At 63.0% G+C, this 16,686-nt stretch carries 23 protein-coding genes; 5 read left to right on the forward strand and 18 right to left on the reverse strand.

The genetic code is table 11. The features are described from left to right. Positions 1–44: 44 nt before the first annotated feature. The 3 genes from NKJ32_RS01415 to NKJ32_RS01425 all read right to left on the reverse strand — a co-directional run bounded on the left by NKJ32_RS01415 (position 45) and on the right by NKJ32_RS01425 (position 1,702). The gene (locus NKJ32_RS01415) at positions 45–506 is read right to left on the reverse strand and encodes a cupin domain-containing protein (RefSeq protein WP_023678460.1); all 462 of its coding nucleotides are present in this window, start codon (positions 504–506) and stop codon (positions 45–47) included. 63 nt (positions 507–569) lie between these two features. After that, on the reverse strand, positions 570–878 hold the full coding sequence (locus tag NKJ32_RS01420; protein WP_023678461.1) for a DUF1244 domain-containing protein: 309 nt from the start codon (positions 876–878) through the stop codon (positions 570–572). Between the two features lie 26 nt (positions 879–904). Further along, complete coding sequence (locus NKJ32_RS01425) at positions 905–1,702, reverse strand: N-formylglutamate amidohydrolase (protein ID WP_023678462.1); 798 nt, start codon at positions 1,700–1,702, stop codon at positions 905–907. A 285-nt stretch (positions 1,703–1,987) separates the two neighbouring features. On the opposite strand from NKJ32_RS01425, the gene NKJ32_RS01430 reads away from it, so the two are divergent. After that, positions 1,988–2,434, forward strand: a complete 447-nt coding sequence (locus tag NKJ32_RS01430) for a DUF1036 domain-containing protein (protein WP_502894514.1) — start codon at positions 1,988–1,990, stop codon at positions 2,432–2,434. Beyond that, entirely contained in the window at positions 2,431–3,861 is a 1,431-nt protein-coding gene (pyk, locus tag NKJ32_RS01435) for a pyruvate kinase (RefSeq protein ID WP_023678464.1), read from the forward strand. The genes NKJ32_RS01430 and pyk overlap by 4 nt, the downstream gene beginning before the upstream one ends. A 234-nt stretch (positions 3,862–4,095) precedes the next feature. Here the strand turns inward: pyk and NKJ32_RS01440 are convergent, their stop codons facing one another. After that, positions 4,096–4,695 carry a tetratricopeptide repeat protein gene (locus NKJ32_RS01440; RefSeq protein ID WP_352571998.1) on the reverse strand — a complete coding sequence of 200 codons (600 nt, stop codon included), beginning with the start codon at positions 4,693–4,695 and terminating at the stop codon, positions 4,096–4,098. A gap of 94 nt (positions 4,696–4,789) precedes the next feature. Further along, complete coding sequence (ykgO, locus tag NKJ32_RS01445; protein ID WP_006203764.1) at positions 4,790–4,915, reverse strand: type B 50S ribosomal protein L36; 126 nt, start codon at positions 4,913–4,915, stop codon at positions 4,790–4,792. Between the two features lie 237 nt (positions 4,916–5,152). Between ykgO and NKJ32_RS01450 the strand changes: the two genes are divergently transcribed. Further along, positions 5,153–5,575 carry a lysozyme inhibitor LprI family protein gene (locus NKJ32_RS01450; RefSeq protein ID WP_352571997.1) on the forward strand — a complete coding sequence of 141 codons (423 nt, stop codon included), beginning with the start codon at positions 5,153–5,155 and terminating at the stop codon, positions 5,573–5,575. A gap of 91 nt (positions 5,576–5,666) precedes the next feature. Here the strand turns inward: NKJ32_RS01450 and NKJ32_RS01455 are convergent, their stop codons facing one another. The 12 genes from NKJ32_RS01455 to NKJ32_RS01510 all read right to left on the reverse strand — a co-directional run bounded on the left by NKJ32_RS01455 (position 5,667) and on the right by NKJ32_RS01510 (position 15,039). Continuing rightward, positions 5,667–6,743 (reverse strand): 5-(carboxyamino)imidazole ribonucleotide synthase, encoded by a 1,077-nt coding sequence (locus tag NKJ32_RS01455; RefSeq protein ID WP_352571996.1) that lies wholly within the window; start codon positions 6,741–6,743, stop codon positions 5,667–5,669. Beyond that, on the reverse strand, positions 6,740–7,237 hold the full coding sequence (gene purE / locus NKJ32_RS01460; RefSeq protein ID WP_023678468.1) for a 5-(carboxyamino)imidazole ribonucleotide mutase: 498 nt from the start codon (positions 7,235–7,237) through the stop codon (positions 6,740–6,742). Before purE ends, NKJ32_RS01455 begins: the two co-directional genes overlap by 4 nt. Positions 7,238–7,361: 124 nt before the next feature. Beyond that, positions 7,362–8,195 (reverse strand): anti-sigma factor family protein, encoded by an 834-nt coding sequence (locus tag NKJ32_RS01465; RefSeq protein WP_352571995.1) that lies wholly within the window; start codon positions 8,193–8,195, stop codon positions 7,362–7,364. Continuing rightward, positions 8,192–8,752, reverse strand: coding sequence for a sigma-70 family RNA polymerase sigma factor (locus tag NKJ32_RS01470; protein WP_352817726.1), 561 nt, complete (start codon positions 8,750–8,752; stop codon positions 8,192–8,194). Before NKJ32_RS01470 ends, NKJ32_RS01465 begins: the two co-directional genes overlap by 4 nt. A 25-nt stretch (positions 8,753–8,777) precedes the next feature. Continuing rightward, positions 8,778–9,125: a cupredoxin domain-containing protein gene (locus NKJ32_RS01475; protein WP_352571994.1), complete on the reverse strand. Its 348-nt coding sequence runs from the start codon at positions 9,123–9,125 to the stop codon at positions 8,778–8,780. Between the two features lie 11 nt (positions 9,126–9,136). Continuing rightward, on the reverse strand, positions 9,137–10,084 hold the full coding sequence (locus NKJ32_RS01480) for a metallophosphoesterase family protein (RefSeq protein WP_352754635.1): 948 nt from the start codon (positions 10,082–10,084) through the stop codon (positions 9,137–9,139). Between the two features lie 165 nt (positions 10,085–10,249). Further along, the gene (locus NKJ32_RS01485; protein WP_352571993.1) at positions 10,250–11,455 is read right to left on the reverse strand and encodes an aminotransferase class V-fold PLP-dependent enzyme; all 1,206 of its coding nucleotides are present in this window, start codon (positions 11,453–11,455) and stop codon (positions 10,250–10,252) included. Positions 11,456–11,478: 23 nt separating this feature from the next. After that, complete coding sequence (locus NKJ32_RS01490; RefSeq protein WP_023678474.1) at positions 11,479–11,940, reverse strand: RidA family protein; 462 nt, start codon at positions 11,938–11,940, stop codon at positions 11,479–11,481. Between the two features lie 34 nt (positions 11,941–11,974). Further along, the gene (locus tag NKJ32_RS01495; protein WP_023678475.1) at positions 11,975–12,769 is read right to left on the reverse strand and encodes an amino acid ABC transporter ATP-binding protein; all 795 of its coding nucleotides are present in this window, start codon (positions 12,767–12,769) and stop codon (positions 11,975–11,977) included. Positions 12,770–12,773: 4 nt separating this feature from the next. After that, complete coding sequence (locus tag NKJ32_RS01500) at positions 12,774–13,424, reverse strand: amino acid ABC transporter permease (protein ID WP_023678476.1); 651 nt, start codon at positions 13,422–13,424, stop codon at positions 12,774–12,776. 1 nt (position 13,425) lies between these two features. After that, positions 13,426–14,091 carry an amino acid ABC transporter permease gene (locus NKJ32_RS01505; RefSeq protein ID WP_023678477.1) on the reverse strand — a complete coding sequence of 222 codons (666 nt, stop codon included), beginning with the start codon at positions 14,089–14,091 and terminating at the stop codon, positions 13,426–13,428. A gap of 66 nt (positions 14,092–14,157) precedes the next feature. After that, a complete protein-coding gene (locus NKJ32_RS01510; protein WP_031212143.1) occupies positions 14,158–15,039 on the reverse strand; it encodes a transporter substrate-binding protein in 882 nt (293 codons plus the stop codon). 128 nt (positions 15,040–15,167) lie between these two features. Here NKJ32_RS01510 and NKJ32_RS01515 point away from each other — a divergent pair, with 128 nt between their 5' ends. Continuing rightward, the gene (locus tag NKJ32_RS01515; RefSeq protein ID WP_352589863.1) at positions 15,168–15,971 is read left to right on the forward strand and encodes an IclR family transcriptional regulator; all 804 of its coding nucleotides are present in this window, start codon (positions 15,168–15,170) and stop codon (positions 15,969–15,971) included. A gap of 34 nt (positions 15,972–16,005) precedes the next feature. Here the strand turns inward: NKJ32_RS01515 and NKJ32_RS01520 are convergent, their stop codons facing one another. Continuing rightward, the gene (locus tag NKJ32_RS01520; protein ID WP_023678480.1) at positions 16,006–16,209 is read right to left on the reverse strand and encodes a YdcH family protein; all 204 of its coding nucleotides are present in this window, start codon (positions 16,207–16,209) and stop codon (positions 16,006–16,008) included. A 239-nt stretch (positions 16,210–16,448) separates the two neighbouring features. Here NKJ32_RS01520 and NKJ32_RS01525 point away from each other — a divergent pair, with 239 nt between their 5' ends. Then, a complete protein-coding gene (locus tag NKJ32_RS01525; RefSeq protein WP_023678481.1) occupies positions 16,449–16,628 on the forward strand; it encodes a YdcH family protein in 180 nt (59 codons plus the stop codon). Positions 16,629–16,686: the final 58 nt, after the last annotated feature.

Here is a 16,686-nt window from a genome sequence, read left to right on the forward strand (position 1 = left end):
CCTCTCGCGTCGGCCAACCATCTCGGCGGTCCACTCCGAAATCCCTATGGCTCGGGATAAGGCGCGCCATCCTTGTGCACAAACCGGCCGTCAGCGTTGGTGCCCATCATGTCGATGTCGGAGCAGGTGGCGACGTCGTCGGGCCAGCGCGAACCGACTTCGAGATAGATCGCCATCGCGCCCGATTTATTGATCATGTGATGGCCGTTGCCTGATCCTTTCGGAAAGGCCGCGCAATCACCGGCGCGCAGCACCGTCTCGCCGGCATCTTCGACGAGCGTCAGCTCGCCTTCAAGCACGTAGACGAATTCGTCTTCGTGCGAATGCCAGTGGCGCTGGCTCGACCAGTTGCCCGGCGGCAGGCGCATGAGATTGATGCCGAAGTCGGTGAGCCCGCCTGCGTTGCCTAGCCGCTGCCGCACGCGTTCGGCACAGGGTGCATCGAACGGCGGTGGATAGGATGAGCCCTTGCGTCCGGGCACGTCGGCAACGTCAATCTTAGGCACGGCAGTCCTCCCATTTGGCGGCAAACCATTCGTGAAGGTCGTTCAGCGCGATGGATTGTGACCCTAGTGGTCCCTGGGGCGCCTTGCCTCGAACTCGGCCTTCTTGGCGTCGGAGGCCTCGATCTGGTTCAGGGCCTGCCACTCGGCATAGGGCATGCCGTAGATGATTTCGCGCGACCGGTCCTTGCTGAGTTCGACACCCTCGGCTTGCGCCGCGTCGCGGTACCAGTTGGACAGGCAGTTGCGGCAGAAGCCGGCGAGGTTCATCAGGTCGATGTTCTGTACGTCGGAACGCTCGCGCAGATGCGCGACCAGCCGGCGGAAGGCAGCGGCTTCGAAATCACGCTTTTGTTCGTCGCTGAGTTCGGTCATGTCATGTTGGCCTCCCTTGGGCCTCATCATACCGGCCCGGTGCGCGAGCCGAATATTTTCACCGCATGTATATCGGCACGTCGATCTATCGCGTCAACGATCGGCGCCAGCCGTTCGGCCCAGGCGAGGGCACCCTTGTGGTCGGCGATCAGGTCCTGGCGGACCTCGAGCAGCGCATGGGCAAAGCCGTTGACGATGGCGTGCCTGAACATGGTATCGCCGCGCAGTGCGCCGTCATAGGGTTCGTTGTCGCCGACGATGAGGCTCTTGTCCTCGGCGAGCATGTCGATCAGCGGCCGCGCAACGCGGTCGTCCAGGTCCCACAATATGCCGACGTGCCACGGCCGCACGAATCCCTGCATGGTCGGTGTGAAGGAATGCACCGAAAAGATGAAGGGTACCCGCGCGGATGCTCGCGCCACAGAGGCGATCATGGCGCCGACGGCATCATGATAGGGGCGGTAAAAGCGGCCCAGCCGTCTTTCGCGCTCCTCCGGGGCCATGGGATAATTTCCCGGGATGACGGTGCCGTCATAGAGCTGGCGAATCAGCGTTGGATCGTCTTCGCCGCGATTGGGGTCGATCAGCAGTCGCGAAAAATTGGCAAGCACCGCCGGAACGCCGAGCAGACTTGCGAGTTCGCGGGTTACAGTCTCGACGCCGATGTCGTAGGCGATGTGGCGGTCGAACTCCGCCGCCGGCAGGCCGAGACTGCCATACTCCTCCGGCAGGTCGCGGCGGGCGTGATCGGCCAGAAGCACCATGCCGCGCTTGCGATCGCCTTCGACGATATCGAAAGGCGCGAAAACTGTGGATCGGGTCATTGGCGGGAAAGGTCTGTTCGCTGGCTTTCGGGGAGGTGGTATCGTCATTCCACGAAGAGAACGCTTGCGCAATGCCGTTGTTTGGCCACGGTTTCTGCCAAAAAAATGAGCAGGGGCGACCGCAAGCGCGCCAGAGCCTTCTAAATCGATTGGAATTGGACAGATCGGCGCGTTGACATGCGTACGGACTTTTCCGAAAAGGGGCGTTGAGAGATGCAAATGTGGTTCTTGAGGGGTTTCAGGATGGGTTTCGCCGGCAGGCTGCGTGTGCGCCACGCCTTGGCCATGCCGCTCCTGGTACCGGCCATGGGTCTTTTCGCGGTGATTTCGGCCTCGCCGGCACGGGCCGATTTCCGGGTCTGCAACGCCACGCAGAACCTGGTCGGTGTCGGCATCGGCTATCGCGCCAAAGCCGGCTGGATCACCGAAGGCTGGTGGCACATCGAAGGATCGAGCTGCAAGACGCTGATCGAGGGACCGTTGTCATCAAGGTTTTACTATCTTTATGCAGAAGACGCCGAGCGCGGCGGACGCTGGGATGGCCCGATCAACATGTGCGTGGCCGAAAAAGAGTTCAAGATCGCCGGCGTTACCGATTGCGTCGCCCGGGGCTTTCAGCGCGCCGGATTCCAGGAATATGACACGGGCGAGCAGGCAAGCTGGATGGTCCAGCTGACTGACGAGCCCGCAACGGATGGCGCTCCAGCCGCCCCGGGAACAAACAGTCAATGAGACGCAGCCGCAAGGTCAAGATCCTCGCCACCATCGGTCCGGCCTCCTCGTCCGAGGAGATGCTGAAGAAGCTGTTCGAAGCCGGCGCCGACGTGTTCCGCATCAATATGAGCCACACCGACCATGAATTGATGCGTACGCTTGTCGGCCGCATTCGTGCCGTCGAGGAGGCGGTCGGCCGGCCGATCGGCGTTCTCGCCGACCTGCAAGGGCCAAAGCTGCGCGTCGGCAAGTTCGCCAACGGCAAAGAGGTGCTGACCGCCGGTCAGACCTTCACGCTCGACGACAATGCCGAGCCCGGCAATTCGACGAGGGTCTACCTGCCGCATCCCGAAATCCTGCGTTCGGTCGAGGCTGGTCATCGCCTGCTGATCGACGACGGCAAGCTCGAGCTCAAGGCGGTCAGCAGCAACGGCAAGGCGATCGTCTGCACCGTCGTCGCCGGCACCACCATTTCCGACAAGAAGGGCGTCAGCCTGCCCGACACCGACCTGCCGGTCGGCGCGCTGACGGAAAAGGACCGCCGGGATCTCGACGCGGTTCTGGCGACCGGCGTCGACTGGGTGGCGCTGTCCTTCGTGCAGCGGCCCGAGGACCTGGCCGAAGCGCGCAAGATCGCACGCGGCCGGGCGCTGATCATGGCCAAGATCGAAAAGCCGCAGGCCGTCGCCCGGCTGGCCGAGATCATCGAGCTTTCGGATGCGCTGATGGTCGCCCGCGGCGATCTCGGCGTCGAGATGCCTCTCGAAGCCGTGCCTGGCATTCAGAAGCAGATTACCCGCGCCGCGCGCCGTGCCGGCAAGCCGGTGGTGATCGCCACGCAGATGCTGGAATCGATGATCACCGCGCCGGTGCCGACGCGGGCCGAGGTGTCGGACGTGTCGATCGCCGTGTTTGAAGGCGCCGACGCGATCATGCTTTCGGCGGAGTCCGCCGCCGGCGCCTATCCGGTCGAGGCGGTGGCGATGATGAACCGGATCGCCACCAAGGTCGAAACCGACCCGACCTATGCCGGAATTATCAACGCGCAGCGCTCGGAACCGGAAGCGACCGGAGCCGACGCGATTTCGCTCGCCGCCCGCGAAATAGCCGAGACGCTGAAGCTGTCGGCGATCATCACCTATACCGCGTCCGGCACGACCGGCTTGCGCGCCGCGCGCGAGCGGCCGCAAGTGCCGATCGTGGCGCTGTCGCCGATCCTCAACACGGCGCGGCGGCTGTCGCTGTTGTGGGGCACGCATTGCGTCGTTTCCCCCGACGCCAGCGACCTCGACGACATGGTCGACCGCGCCTGCCGCATCGCCTTCGATGAAGGTTTCGGCAAGCCGGGCGACCGCGTCATCATCACGGCCGGCGTGCCGCTGAGGACGCCGGGCTCGACCAACATGTTGCGCATCGCCTATGTCGGATCGGAAGTCGGCCGCTAATGTCGGCCGCGGCTGCCGGATAGGCCGGCTGCATGGCGCGTCGTAAACACGGCGCCAGCCGGGCGCATCGACGGCAGTCGGGTTAGGATAGACGCCGAACTCCGCCAGCTTGCATCAGCCTGTGACCGGTTCAGGAGTAGGGGAGTAGGGCGCATGTGTTCCACAGTGCAATCTGCACCTCTCACATACTACCTTGCTACCTTGCTCCCCTATTCCCCTACTCCCTTACTGGTCTCAAATGCCTTCGCCGGCAAGCTCCTCGGAAAGTGCGGCGACCTGGTCCTGGGCGCTGCGCATCATCGGATAGATGCCGAGCACGCGCTGCCAGGCCTCGAGTGCCGACTGCTTGTGGCCGGTTTCGGCCATGATCTGAGCCAGGCCGGAAAGCGCGCCGAAATGGCGTGGTTCGAGCTGCAGGGTGCGGTCGATGTCCGCCATCGACTTCCCGTAGTTCTTCATCATGAAATGAACAGTGGCGCGGCGGTTCCAGCCTTCCGCATAGGTCGGCTGCAAAGTCACCACCTGATCGAGGAAATCGAGTGCAACATCGAATTTCTGGTTTTCGATCGCCTTCTGCGACCATTGCATCATCAGGTCGATAGAGGCGCTGCCCGACTGGGACCACTCGCTGCCGATCCGTCCGGCGATGCGCTCGGCCGCCCTTTCATTGCGTTCGCGCTTGAGATCGGCAAACAGCTGATCGAGCCGCGCCTGTTTCGTCTTGACGACCGGAGGTGCTGTCGGCGGTGTTGTGGTCGGATCTTCAGCCCACGCCGGCAGCGAGACAGCGCCGGAAACGAGGAAAGCCGTGAAAAATGCAAAAAGAATCCGCATCGCGGGAATCTAGCCCCCGACGCCGGATCGTCAAACTGAATTTAGCGTGAGAGTCGTATCATGCGGACGGAGGCGCGCAGCCTCCGTCGAAAACTCAACCCTGGCGCGCCTTGTAGCGCGGCGCGGTCTTGTTGATGATGTAGATGCGGCCCTTGCGACGAACCAGCTGGTTGTCGCGGTGACGCGCCTTCAACGCCTTGAGCGAATTCTTGATCTTCATGGTCTTGCCCGTCGGTCTGGGCCCGGTCACGGGCCGAATTATTAAGGCGCGCCCACAGACGCGCGCCTTTGAACTGTGCGTGGCTCATAGACGAGGAGCGTTGCCCGTGTCAACCGCAAGCGCGTTGCCTAAACGATACGGACCGTTTCGTATCATCAAATATCCGCCACTGGCGTCTTGCGGCGTTGCGCAGGCTTGAGACGGCTGGAATGATGCGGTTGCGAATTGGAGATCGTCATGCGCCGAATTCTTGTGTCCGCCTGTCTTGTCGTCCTCGCGGCAGGTTCTGTTGCCTATGCGCAGGAATGCGACCGCAACGACGACAGCCAGCAGATGATGAACATCTGCGCCGACGCGGACTACAAATCCGCCGACGCCAAGCTCAACAAGGCCTACCAGGATCTCATCGGCGGAAGTGACGCAAAAGCCAGGAAGCTGTTGCAGACGGCGCAGCGCGCCTGGATCGCTTTTCGCGACGCGGAATGCAGCTATTCCGCCGCGGACAGCGAAGGCGGCTCGATCTATCCGATGCTGATATCGGAATGCCTGACGCGGCTGACCGACGATCGCACCAAGCAGCTCACCGTCGATTCGACCTGCGCGGAAGGCGATGTGAGCTGCGCCAGCCCCGACGAGGACGAGAGCGGCGAAATCCAGTAAGCGTAGGTTCTAACTTGTGTTTGAGCATGATCTTTTCCGAAAACCGGATTCCACTTTTCGCTAGCGCGGACCTTCGGTTCGGGATCATGCTCTAGCTGCGGCGGCTCACGCGCGTAAAATGGCCCATCTTGCGGCCGGGCCGCGCCTCGGCCTTGCCATAGAGGTGCAGCATCAGATCGGGCTCGGCGAGCAGCTCAGGAACGCGCCTGACATCGTCGCCGATAAGGTTTTCCATGACGCAGTCGAACCGCCGGGCGGGATTTCCCAGCGGCAGGCCGGCGACGGCGCGGATGTGCTGCTCGAATTGCGAGACGGTGCAGGCGGCCTCCGTCCAGTGGCCGGAATTGTGGACGCGCGGCGCTATCTCGTTGGCCAACAGCGAACCGTCGGCAAGGACAAAGAATTCGACGCCGATGACGCCGACATAGTCGAGCGCTGCAAGGATCTCTGCCGCCGCCGTTTGAGCCGCAGCCGCCGTCTCGGATTTTACTCCGGCCGGCAGCGTCGAGCTGTGAAGAATACCGTTGCGATGGACATTCCACGCTGGATCGTAGGCGGCGAGCGAGCCGTCGCTGCCGCGCGCGGCGATCACCGAAATCTCGCGCTCGAAGGTGACGAAGGATTCCAGGATCAACGGCACGTTGCCCATCGCCTCGCAAGTGCCGGCAAAGCCGCCTGTTTCTATGTTGCGGAAGACACGCTGGCCCTTGCCGTCATAGCCCATGCGGCGCGTCTTCAATATGCCGCTGCCGTTGAACTGTTTCAGCGCAGCCGTCAGTTCCTCGTCATTGTCGACGGGGCTGAAATCCGCGGTCGGTATGCCGATGCCGTTGAGGAATTTCTTTTCCGCTAGCCGGTCCTGCGCCACTTCCAGTGCGCGTGCCGGCGGATAGACCGGCACCGTAGAGGCAAGTGCCGCGGCGGCCGCGACCGGTACGTTCTCGAATTCATACGTAACGACGGCACTGGCCGCAGCCAGCTCGCTAAGCGCGGCCGCGTCGTCATAGGCGGCGACGATCTGCCGGTTGGCGACCTGTGCCGCCGGGCAATCCGGCTGCGGTTCCAGCACGACGATGCGGTAGCCGAGGCGGGCCGCGGCCATCGCCAGCATGCGGCCAAGCTGGCCGCCGCCGATGATGCCGATGCTCGATCCCGCCGGCAGGCTCACGGCGCATCCGTGGGCTCGGCGGCCACCTTGGCGGTCTGCGCGGCGCGCCAGCTATCCAGCCGGGCGGCGAGCTTTTCGTCGCTCAGCGCCAGCACCGCGGCGGCCAGAAGGGCAGCGTTGGCAGCGCCGGCCTTGCCGATGGCCAAAGTGCCGACCGGAATGCCGGCCGGCATCTGCACGATTGATAGCAGCGAGTCCTGGCCCGACAGCGTCTTTGATTCCACCGGCACGCCGAACACCGGCAGCGGCGTCATCGCCGCCGTCATGCCGGGCAGATGCGCCGCACCGCCGGCACCGGCGATGATCACCTTGTAGCCGGCCGCCTTGGCGCCCTTGGCGAAGTCATAGAGCCGGTCGGGCGTGCGGTGGGCCGAGACGATCAGGCGCTTGTGCGGAATTCCAAGCGCCTCAAGCGTTTCGGCGGCGTGGCGCATCGTCGCCCAGTCGGACTGGCTGCCCATGATGATGGCGACGTCGGCGCGGTGATCGTCCAAGCTTCTGCTCTCCGGCGGCAAAAGCGCGCATTAGCTGAAATCGAGGGGAGCCGCAAGGATGGCCGGAAACGGCAAAGCCGCTTGTGCCGTCTCCGTGGCTACGCACATGGACAGGGGCGGTCTGTCATCGGGCGGCCGCTGCTCGGAAGCGGTTGACGAAGTCGTCAAGTTCAGGCCGTTCGGTATCGGAAATCGCCCAGTAGGAAAAGGCGCTGTCGCTCCAGTGGACCAGCGAGAAGCCACCAGCAGAAAGATCGACCGGTCCGGCTGTCGAGCCGGTTTCCTCGGGCGCGGCGACGAGAGTGATCAGGTGCTCGCGGTGCCTGTAGACCAGTGCCGGCACTGGCTGGTCGGCGATCACCTCGACCCGACCGCCGAGCAACGCGAAGCCGTCACTGGCAAGATCAGGTGCCGGCGGCGACAGGCCGACCCTGCGATCCAGCCAGGGTTTGACCGTGTGCCGGTCCGACGAGACGACGTCCACGGGGCTGGCTGCCAGCAGGCTGCGGCGATGGCCGCTGGCGACCGCGGCGGCAAAGCTGTCGGGCGCCCTGCTCAGCATCATCCATTGCGTCGCGCCGCTGGCCAGCACGGCGGTAACGATGATCGACGCCGCCAGCGCGCGCCAGTCGAACGCGCCAAATCGGTGCACCGCTCTGTGTGCCGGCGGCACTCGAGCGGCGGGCGCCGGCGCCGGCAGCACTTTCTCCGTACCGGCTGTCCCGATTGCAGCGATGCGAGCCTTGAAATCCTCACGGACATCGAGCCTCGGCAGCCCGCTGACGACCGTCTGCAGCGCAGCGATGCGGGCATGCTCGGCGGCGAGCGCCGGATCGGCCGCGATGCGTCGCTCGACAGCCAATGCTGCTGCTGCGTCGAGCTCGCCATCGACCAAGGCATGGATCATCAGCTCCACGCCCGCCGGGTCATCGGGCAGTCCATCGTTGTGCGCGATCATGGCGCCCTCCCAAGTTGGGATATCAGCAGACCGCGCGCCCTCGCCAGCCGCGACATCACCGTGCCTAGCGGCACGCCAAGCAGCGTCGCGATCTCGCGATAGCTGAGGCCGTTGATGTCGCGCAGCACCACAGTCTCGCGAAATTGGTGCGGCAGCGCGGCGATCGCCGCCTCGAGTGCGGCCGTGTCGGCCTTGGCGATCAGGCTTGCCTCAGGACTATCCGTATCCGGCAGGCCGGCGCCATATGCAGCCGTCATGTCATCGAGGTCGCTCAGGTCGCCGACGGCGACGATACTGCGCGGCCGGTTGCGCGCCAGCCAGGAGTAAGAGGCGTTGCGCACGATCGCCAGCAGCCAGGCGCGCGCATTGCCGCCGGCATAGCCGGCGATGCCCGCATGCGCCTTCAAACAGGCCTCCTGCACCACATCCTCCGCGTCGGCGGCGTTGCCGGTCAGCCAGCGGGCAAGCGCAAGCGCATCCGCGAGATGGGGCAGAACCACCTCGCGAAAGCGCTCGGTCGCGGCCTCTTGGTTCAACACCGTCGCATCGCCCGGCATCCCGGGCAGAACCGTCCGAAAATCCTCACGGAGCGACGGTGATCCTGCCCTGCATGTGCGGGTGAAGCCCGCAGAAATAGGCATAGTCGCCCACTTTGGTGAAGGTGAAGGCATATGTGTCACCGGTGTCAAGCGCCTTGGAGCGAAACGAGACATCGTTGGCGACCACCAGATGCGGGATGTCGTCGTCATTCTCGAAGGTCACGGTAGTGCCCTGCTTTACCGTCAGCACCGCCGGTGTGAAGGCAAAGTTCTCGATCTTGACCATTGGCTGGTCAGCTGCGTTCAGTGGCATGGCAACCATTATCAGGATCGCCGCCAAACCGAACGTGACAGAGGATACGACCAAGACGCGGGATGGGAAGCGGATCATCGCATTTCCCCTCAGGCCAGCGTGCTGTCGATGATGGCGAGGTCCTGCCCGCCTTGCTTGACTGTCACGCTGCTTGTGCCGAGCAGGCTGCGCAACTGGCCGGCAGGTGCCGTCATCGGCCCGGGTGAGGCTGCGGTGCCCGGCGCCGGTTGCGGGAAAGCGGTCGAGCGCGCGGTATGAAAGGTAACGTTGCCTTCGACCTTCTGCATGATCTGGTGGATATGGCCGTTGAGTACGGTGACAGAGCCGAAGCGCTTGAGCAGGGCCAAGGCCTGCGCCGCGTCGTCGGTGCCCCAGCCCCATTCGGGATAAACAGCCCATAGCGGAATGTGGGCAAAGACGACGATTGGCGTCGAGGCGGTGACCGCCTTCAGATCATCGGCCAACCATGCCAACTGGTCGGCGCCGAGATTGCCCAGCCCGCCAGCCTTCAGGTTGACGACGTTGACCAGCCCGATGAAATGGACGCCGTTCTGGTCGAACGAATACCAGCCAGCGCCCTTGGTGCCCTTGCCGTAGCGGTCGAGATAGGCCTGGCCATTGCCGTCATCGATCAGGTCGTGCTCACCGGGCACATAATGCACGTCGAAGCCTGCGCCGCCGATGATCTGGGCAGCGTTGTCGAACTGCGCGGCTTTCGACAAATGGGTGATGTCGCCGGTGTGGATCATGAAAGCGGGCTTTTGCGGCAACGCCTGGATCTTGCCGATGGCCTCCTTCAGCGTGTCGATGGCGTGCGGGTTGGCAGCCTTGTCGAAGCCGATGTGGCTGTCGGAGATCTGGAGGAAAGTGAAGCCGGTGGCCAAGGCCTCGGCGGCTTGCGACGCACCGAGCAGGCTGAGCGAAACCGGCACGCCGGCCGAAATTGTCCACAGCACTCCCGTGCCGGCCCAGATCATGCATTCCAGTGCATGACGGCGGCTGATGCCGTCAGCTTCATTGTCGTGGTGGTGGGTCATACCGGTCTCCTGCACGCCGGAAATGGCGTCTGTTTGGGAGACCAATGGGCGGGGTGGTTTATTCCGCCCGAAGACTAAAAGTTCATTCACACTGCCGTGATGGCGCACTGGCCCGATGCGAAGCCGGCGCTGGAAGGCACTGGCTCGACCACGCTCTGGCGATGTCTAGTCCGGCCAGCGCAGCGCTCCGGCGGACTGCTTGCGAGCGGGTTTCATCGCATCCGCGGGCCGATCGGCAGCACTCAACACCGCCCGCAGGCGTTCGGCAACGATCTCCGCCTCGCCGGGATGGAGATTGCACGGATCAAGGAAGAAGTGACCGCGCTCGACCTCGTGGTTGCGCACGAGCACGGGCGGCGAACCCGCCGCAAGCGCCGAGGCGAGGCCGGCGGCGGTGAAGCGGCTTTCCGGCGCAACAAACACCTGCAGGCGGTCGAGAGGATTTCCGGTCGGATCTGGAATGACACGTGCCTCGATGCCAGGCAGGCCCTGCAATGCGGTTTGCCACAGATGCAGTGCGGCTTCTTCCCGCTGGCGAATGCCGGCATGGTCGCGCCGCTCCCAGGCTTCCAGGGCCGCCATAGTGCCGGCAATGCTCTCCTTGCCGACTTTCATGGCGCGCGCAACGCCCCGGTTCTGGAGATAGGCGGCCCGTACCAGATCCTTGCGGCCGGCAACGATGCCGCTTGTCGGCCCTGAGAGAAATTTGTGCCCGCTGTAGACAACAATGTCGGCGCCGCGCGCCAGAAAGCCACGCAAATCGTATTCCGAGGCGGCGTCGACGATCACCGGCACGCCCTTGGCGTGGCAAATCTCGCAGAACTCCTCAAGCGAGAGCATGCCGTATTGCACGGTGTGGTGCGCAACGACGTAGAGGGCTGCCGCCGTCCGGTCCCGGATCGCCTCGGCAACATGATAATCCTGGGTGACGCTGACCGTGCCGGCAGGCACTGCCTTGGCTCCGGCAAGCCGGATCGACTGGTCGATCGGCGCGCCATAATTGACGATGTGACCAAGCTGAACGATGACCTCCGATTTGAGGCCCTCGGTGTCGTCCGGCAGCCGCTCGATCGCAAGAAGGCTGGTCCCGGTCATCGCGCCGGCAATCGCCATTGTTATGCCGCTGGCGCAGCATGCGGTGATGAAGCCGGCCTCGCCGCCGGTAAGGCGTGCAATCACCCTACTTGCGGCGCGCTGCAGATCGTCCATCTCGACCCATTGCGAGGCCATTTCCGACATTGCGGCAATCGCTTCTGGCACGATGATCGAAGCACCGAGTGCCGTCATCGTGCCGGAGACATTGATGATTGGGCGAAGGCCAAGCCGTTCGCGGATTGTCGTGTTGGAACGGTCAGCGGCATAGGTCGTCATCTCTGTAGATCCTGTTTAAGATTTCAGGCGGCGATCTCGACGACCGCCTCGATTTCAACTGTGATGTTGCCCGGCAGCGAGCCGACACCGATCGCGGAACGGGCATGTCCGCCAAGCGTATCAAAGACGGCCGCGAAAAGATCGGAACAGCCGTTCACCACCTTGGGGTGCTCGCTGAATGTCGGCGTCGCATTGACAAAGCCAAGCAGCTTGACGACGCGCACGATGCGGCCGAGGTCGCCGGCCGCCGCATGCATGACGGCGAGCAGGTTCAGGCCGGTCAGACGCGCATGCCCGTAGGCCTCTTCAACGCTGACATCCTCTCCGACCTTGCCGGTGCAGAGCGCGCCATCGGCGCGCAACGGCCCCTGGCCGGAGAGGAAGATCAGCCGTCCGCTCTCGGCATAGGTGACGAAGTTGGCGATGGGCTTCGGCGGCTCGGGCAGTGTCAGGCCCAATTCCGCGAGCCGGATGTAAGGCGTCATAAAAGCTCCTTGCGACAGCTTTCGCCGTCCGATGTCAAAAATGCGAGGCGCGAAACCGCGCCAGGAAACTGCGAAGGCGTTCATTGTCGAACCCCGCCGCCAGAATCTCGGCGGGTGGTCCGACGGCACTGACGCCGCCATCCGCCATGAAAACGATGCGGCTCGATGCGTCGCGCGCAAAAGCCATTTCATGCGTGACCATCAGCATCGTCATGCCGTCTTCGGCGAGGCTGCGCACGACCTCGAGCACCTCGCCAACCAGTTCGGGGTCGAGCGCCGAGGTTATCTCGTCGAGAAGCAATATCTTCGGCTCCATCGCCACGGCGCGGGCGATGCCGACGCGCTGCTGCTGGCCGCCGGAAAGCTCGGCCGGCAGACTGTCGGCTTTGTGGGCGAGGCCTACGCGGCCGAGCCAGTGCTCGGCAATGGTGCGGGCCTCGGCATTGCTCTTGCCGCGCACCTTGCGCAGGCCAAGCATGATGTTGCCGGCCGCAGTCAAATGCGGAAACAGATTGAAGCTCTGGAACACCATTCCGGTCTCGGCTCGCATCGCCGCCAGGTCGCGCTCGCTGCGTCGCTGGCGTGTTCCCGTCTCGCGATAGCCGACTTCTTTGCCGTCGATACGGATCGAGCCGCTGTCGTAGCTCTCCAGGAAGTTGACGCAGCGCAGTAGCGTGGTCTTGCCGCTGCCGGAGGGGCCGATGATAGTCACGACCTCGCCGCGTGTCACTTGCAGGCTGACGGAGCGCAGGACCTCGACGGATCCAAAGGCTTTGGAAACCTCGGTGACATCGAGAAGTGCCGGATTCTGGTGCGAGGCGTTGGACATCGTGCTATTCCCGGATGAAGGAGAAACGCCGCTCCAGGCGCCGGCTGGCCAAGGAGAGGGCGTAGTTGACGGCGAAGTAGACGAGCGCACCGAGAATGTAGAGTGGCATCGCCTCATAGGTGCGGCCGATGACCTGGTTGATTGCCTGCATGAGGTCGGTGATGCCGAGCAGCGAGACCAGCGCGCTGCCCTTCACCGCGTCGGTGACGCCATTGATCCAGGGTGGCAGGAAGCGCCTGAACGCCTGCGGAAAAATGACGTAGACCAGCCGCTGGCGAAAGGTCAGTCCGATCGCCATCGCCGCCTCGGACTGACCCTTGGGAATCGAGCCGACGGCGCCCCTGAGATACTCGACGACTTGTGCGGTCTTGAAGAGGGTGAGGGCGAACACGGCCGCCCAAAAGGATTCCAGATGCAGCCCCACCGCGGGCAGGCCGTAATAGACGAAGAAGATCAGCACCAGGATCGGAATGCCGCGTATGGTGTCGCTGAAGATGCGCACTGCCCAGCGCAGCGGAAAAGGACCATAGACAAGGCCGACGCCCATCAGCACGCCGGCGATGAGCGATAACACCACGACCAGCAGCGACACCCACAAGGTTACGGCAAAGCCTTCGGCGAGGAACGGCAAGGCGTAGATGATCTGGCTCAGCATGTCAGCGCGCCGCCTTGAACCGGCGCTCGACGAGCCGCAGCGCGAAAAGCAGCGTGTAGCCGGTCAACAGGTACATTGCCGTCACCACCAGATAGACTTCGACAATGCGGAACGTGTTGAAGTTGATCCACTGGGCGCCATAGGTGAGTTCGGGTACCGAGATGACCGACGCCACGGACGTATCCTTGAAGAGCGATATGAATGTGTTGGAAAGCGCCGGCAGGGTTATGCGCAGCATCGTCGGCAGGCGCACATCGAGCAGCCTTTGCCATGGCGTCAGGCCGATTGCCTTGCCGGCGTCGAGTTGACCGCGCGGCACCGCCTCGAGCCCCGAGCGAAACACCTCGACCAGGTAGGCGCCGCTGTAGAGCGACAGCGTGGCAATGAATGAGGTTTGCGCGCTGTAGGCAATGTCGACCACCGTCGGCAAGCCGTAGAAGACCAGATAGACGAGCAGGATCAGCGGCACGTTGCGGATGAACTCGACATACCCCGCGATGATGGTCCGCACCGCACGTCCGGCCGACACGTACCAGACCGCCAGAACGAGCCCGATGACGATGCCGATCGCGATCGAGATGACGGCCAGTTCGAGGCTTAGCAGCAGTCCGCCCCAGAGCTTGTCGAAATGCCGCCAGATAAGGTTGAAGTTGAGAGTATAACCCATGCGTCCTCGTCATGGAGGGCTGTGATGAGAGAAGGCGGAAGGACGTTGTCCTTCCGCCTGCTTGCATCAAATGACCGGGAAACCGGGATGGCGCGCCGGCGGCTCCTGTCCGAAATAATCCTTGAACGCAGCGTCGTAGAGTGCCGTTTCATGGCCGAACATGGCGATGGTGAAGGTCTGGTTGACGAAGGTCAGCCAGTCGAGGTCGCCCTGCCGCAGCGCGGCACCATAAAGCATCGAGAACCAGCTCTTGCCGGCATCGAAGTACTTATCCGGATTGCGCGAGGCGAGCCAGCGCACCGTTGACAGATCGACCGCGGCGGCGTCGACGCGCTTCGATTCCAAGGCCTGCAGCACGTTGGCCTGCGTGTCTATCTGCATCACCTGCGACTCCGGCAGGACGATATGCACGTTAGCCTCGGCATCGACATTTTGCAGGATGGAAATCCGCGTCGCCGAACCGCCGGCAAGCAGCTTGTCGAAGGTCTTGTTTTCGGCGTTCGGAAGGGTCAGCAAGGCGATGCCTTCGACGTAGTAGGGTCGGGAGAAGTGGATCAGCTGCGAGCGCTGGGCGGTCATGGTCATGAACTGGATGGTGATGTCGACCTTGTTGGTGGTCACGTTTGGAATGCGCTGAGCCGGATCCTGCATGACGAATTCCACTTTGGTCGGATCGTCGAAAAGCCCCTTGGCGAGAATGCGACCCATGGTGATGTCCATGCCCACCAGTTCGCCGGCGTCGTTCTCGAAATGCCAGGGCGCATTGGTACTGCCGGTGCCGACGATTACCTTGCCGCGCTCGAGGACGGTGCGCAGCAGGCTGTCCGGCGCTGCCTGGGCCGCCGCTTTCTGAACGTCGACCGCGGTAGCGGCGCTCATCACTCCGGCCGTTGCAAGCCCGGCCATTCCCAGTTTCAGAAATTCACGCCTTTTGGATGTGTCGTTCACGGCGACCTCCTTTCGTGTTGTGTTCCCCTTTGGATCAGCAGTACAGGCATCGGTTGCAACTGACGTCATTGTCCCTTACAAGAGACGCCTGTACTCTGTACAAGACAGATTAACATCAGGAATCGATAATGCAAGATGGCAATGCCTTGGCCGCTCGACCGGACGCCGGTCTGGACGAAGACAAGAACTCGGGTTCTCGGGAGAAGGGCCTCAACCGGGTCCTCCAGATTCTGGAGTTTCTCCACACGACCCAGCGTGCGATCGGCATTGGCGACCTTGCCAGAGGGGTGAATGCACCGCGGTCGACGACCTATACGCTGGTGCGCTCGCTGGTCGACGCAGGCCTGCTGGAAATGGCCGGGGACGGCAATCGGGTCTATTTCGGAAAGAAGCTCTACCTCTACGGAATGGACTATGTGCGGGGCAACGACCTGCTCAGGCGAGGGCGCCAGGAAGTCGACCATCTGTCACGCGAGACCGGCGAGACCTCGGAGTTGTGCATGCTGCAAAGCGGCCGCTACACCATCGTCCATTCAAGCCCGGGAACGAGGCCATTCCGGATCAGCTCGGCGACCGGTCTGCAAATACCGCTCCCCTGGACAGCTTCCGGGCGACTGCTCCTCGCCGGCTTCGACAGGGCAGCGATTGAGGATATGGTCTCCGAGGACGATCTCGTGCTGCCGGACGGCCGCAGATTGCAGCTCGACGATTTCATAGACGACATCGCCGTCGCCAAGTCGGCCGGCTACTGCGTCACCTCCGGCCTTGTCGATGCCTACACGAAATGTCTGGCCGCGCCGGTCTTTTCAGCGCCGGGCAGGGTCGAGGCGACGATGTGCCTGGTGGTTCCCATCGATACCTCGACCGAAAAGACCGATGACCTGATAGAGCTGTTGCTCGAGCGCGCCGCGCGGCTTTCGATCGCGGCATAGGCCGCCTTTCCAGCAGGCCAGCGCCGGCGTCCGTTCAAGCGATAATGTCTGGAATGATCTTGTCTTCCAGCGCCATCAGCCTGTCCTTAAGGAAGAGCTTCTTTTTCTTCATGCGCTGGATCTGCAGCGGGTCGCAATTCATGGCAATCATCGCATTGATTGCCGCGTCGAAATCGGCGTGTTCCTGCTTCAGCCGGGAATATTCGAGGCGGATATCTGCCTGTTCCTGATCGGACATTTTTACCGTCTGCACGTCTGCGGCGCCCAAACTATGGGCCTGATTGGGCGGGACCGGGTCTTCTTGCACCGGCGCGCAGCCCATATCACATTTCATATTGGCGTGGAATGCTACCACGCAGCATTCGACATCGGTGCGCGATGGTGGCACACTGTCATTATGCCGTCACAGAAGCGAGCCTGCGGTGGACGTGCCATGACGGCTGCAATCCGAGGAAATCATGAACGGGAGAACCAATCATGTCTCTTGCATCCCATCTTGATGAGCTGCAGCGGAAACACGGCGACATCGAACGGGAAATCGACGATGCGATGACCCATCCGTCGGTAGACGACCTCGAAATCGTGAATCTCAAGCGGCGCAAGCTGGCGCTCAAGGACGAGATTGAAAAACTGAAGGCGAAACCGACGACCCACTGAAGCCCTTCCAGGACTAGAAGCGCCGCCCGGCGCGCGATCTTTCCGGTGGCATCGCTAT

Origin of the sequence: Mesorhizobium sp. M0159 (genome assembly GCF_040322295.1) — a bacterium.
In the GTDB taxonomy this organism is placed as follows: Bacteria; Pseudomonadota; Alphaproteobacteria; order Rhizobiales; family Rhizobiaceae; genus Mesorhizobium.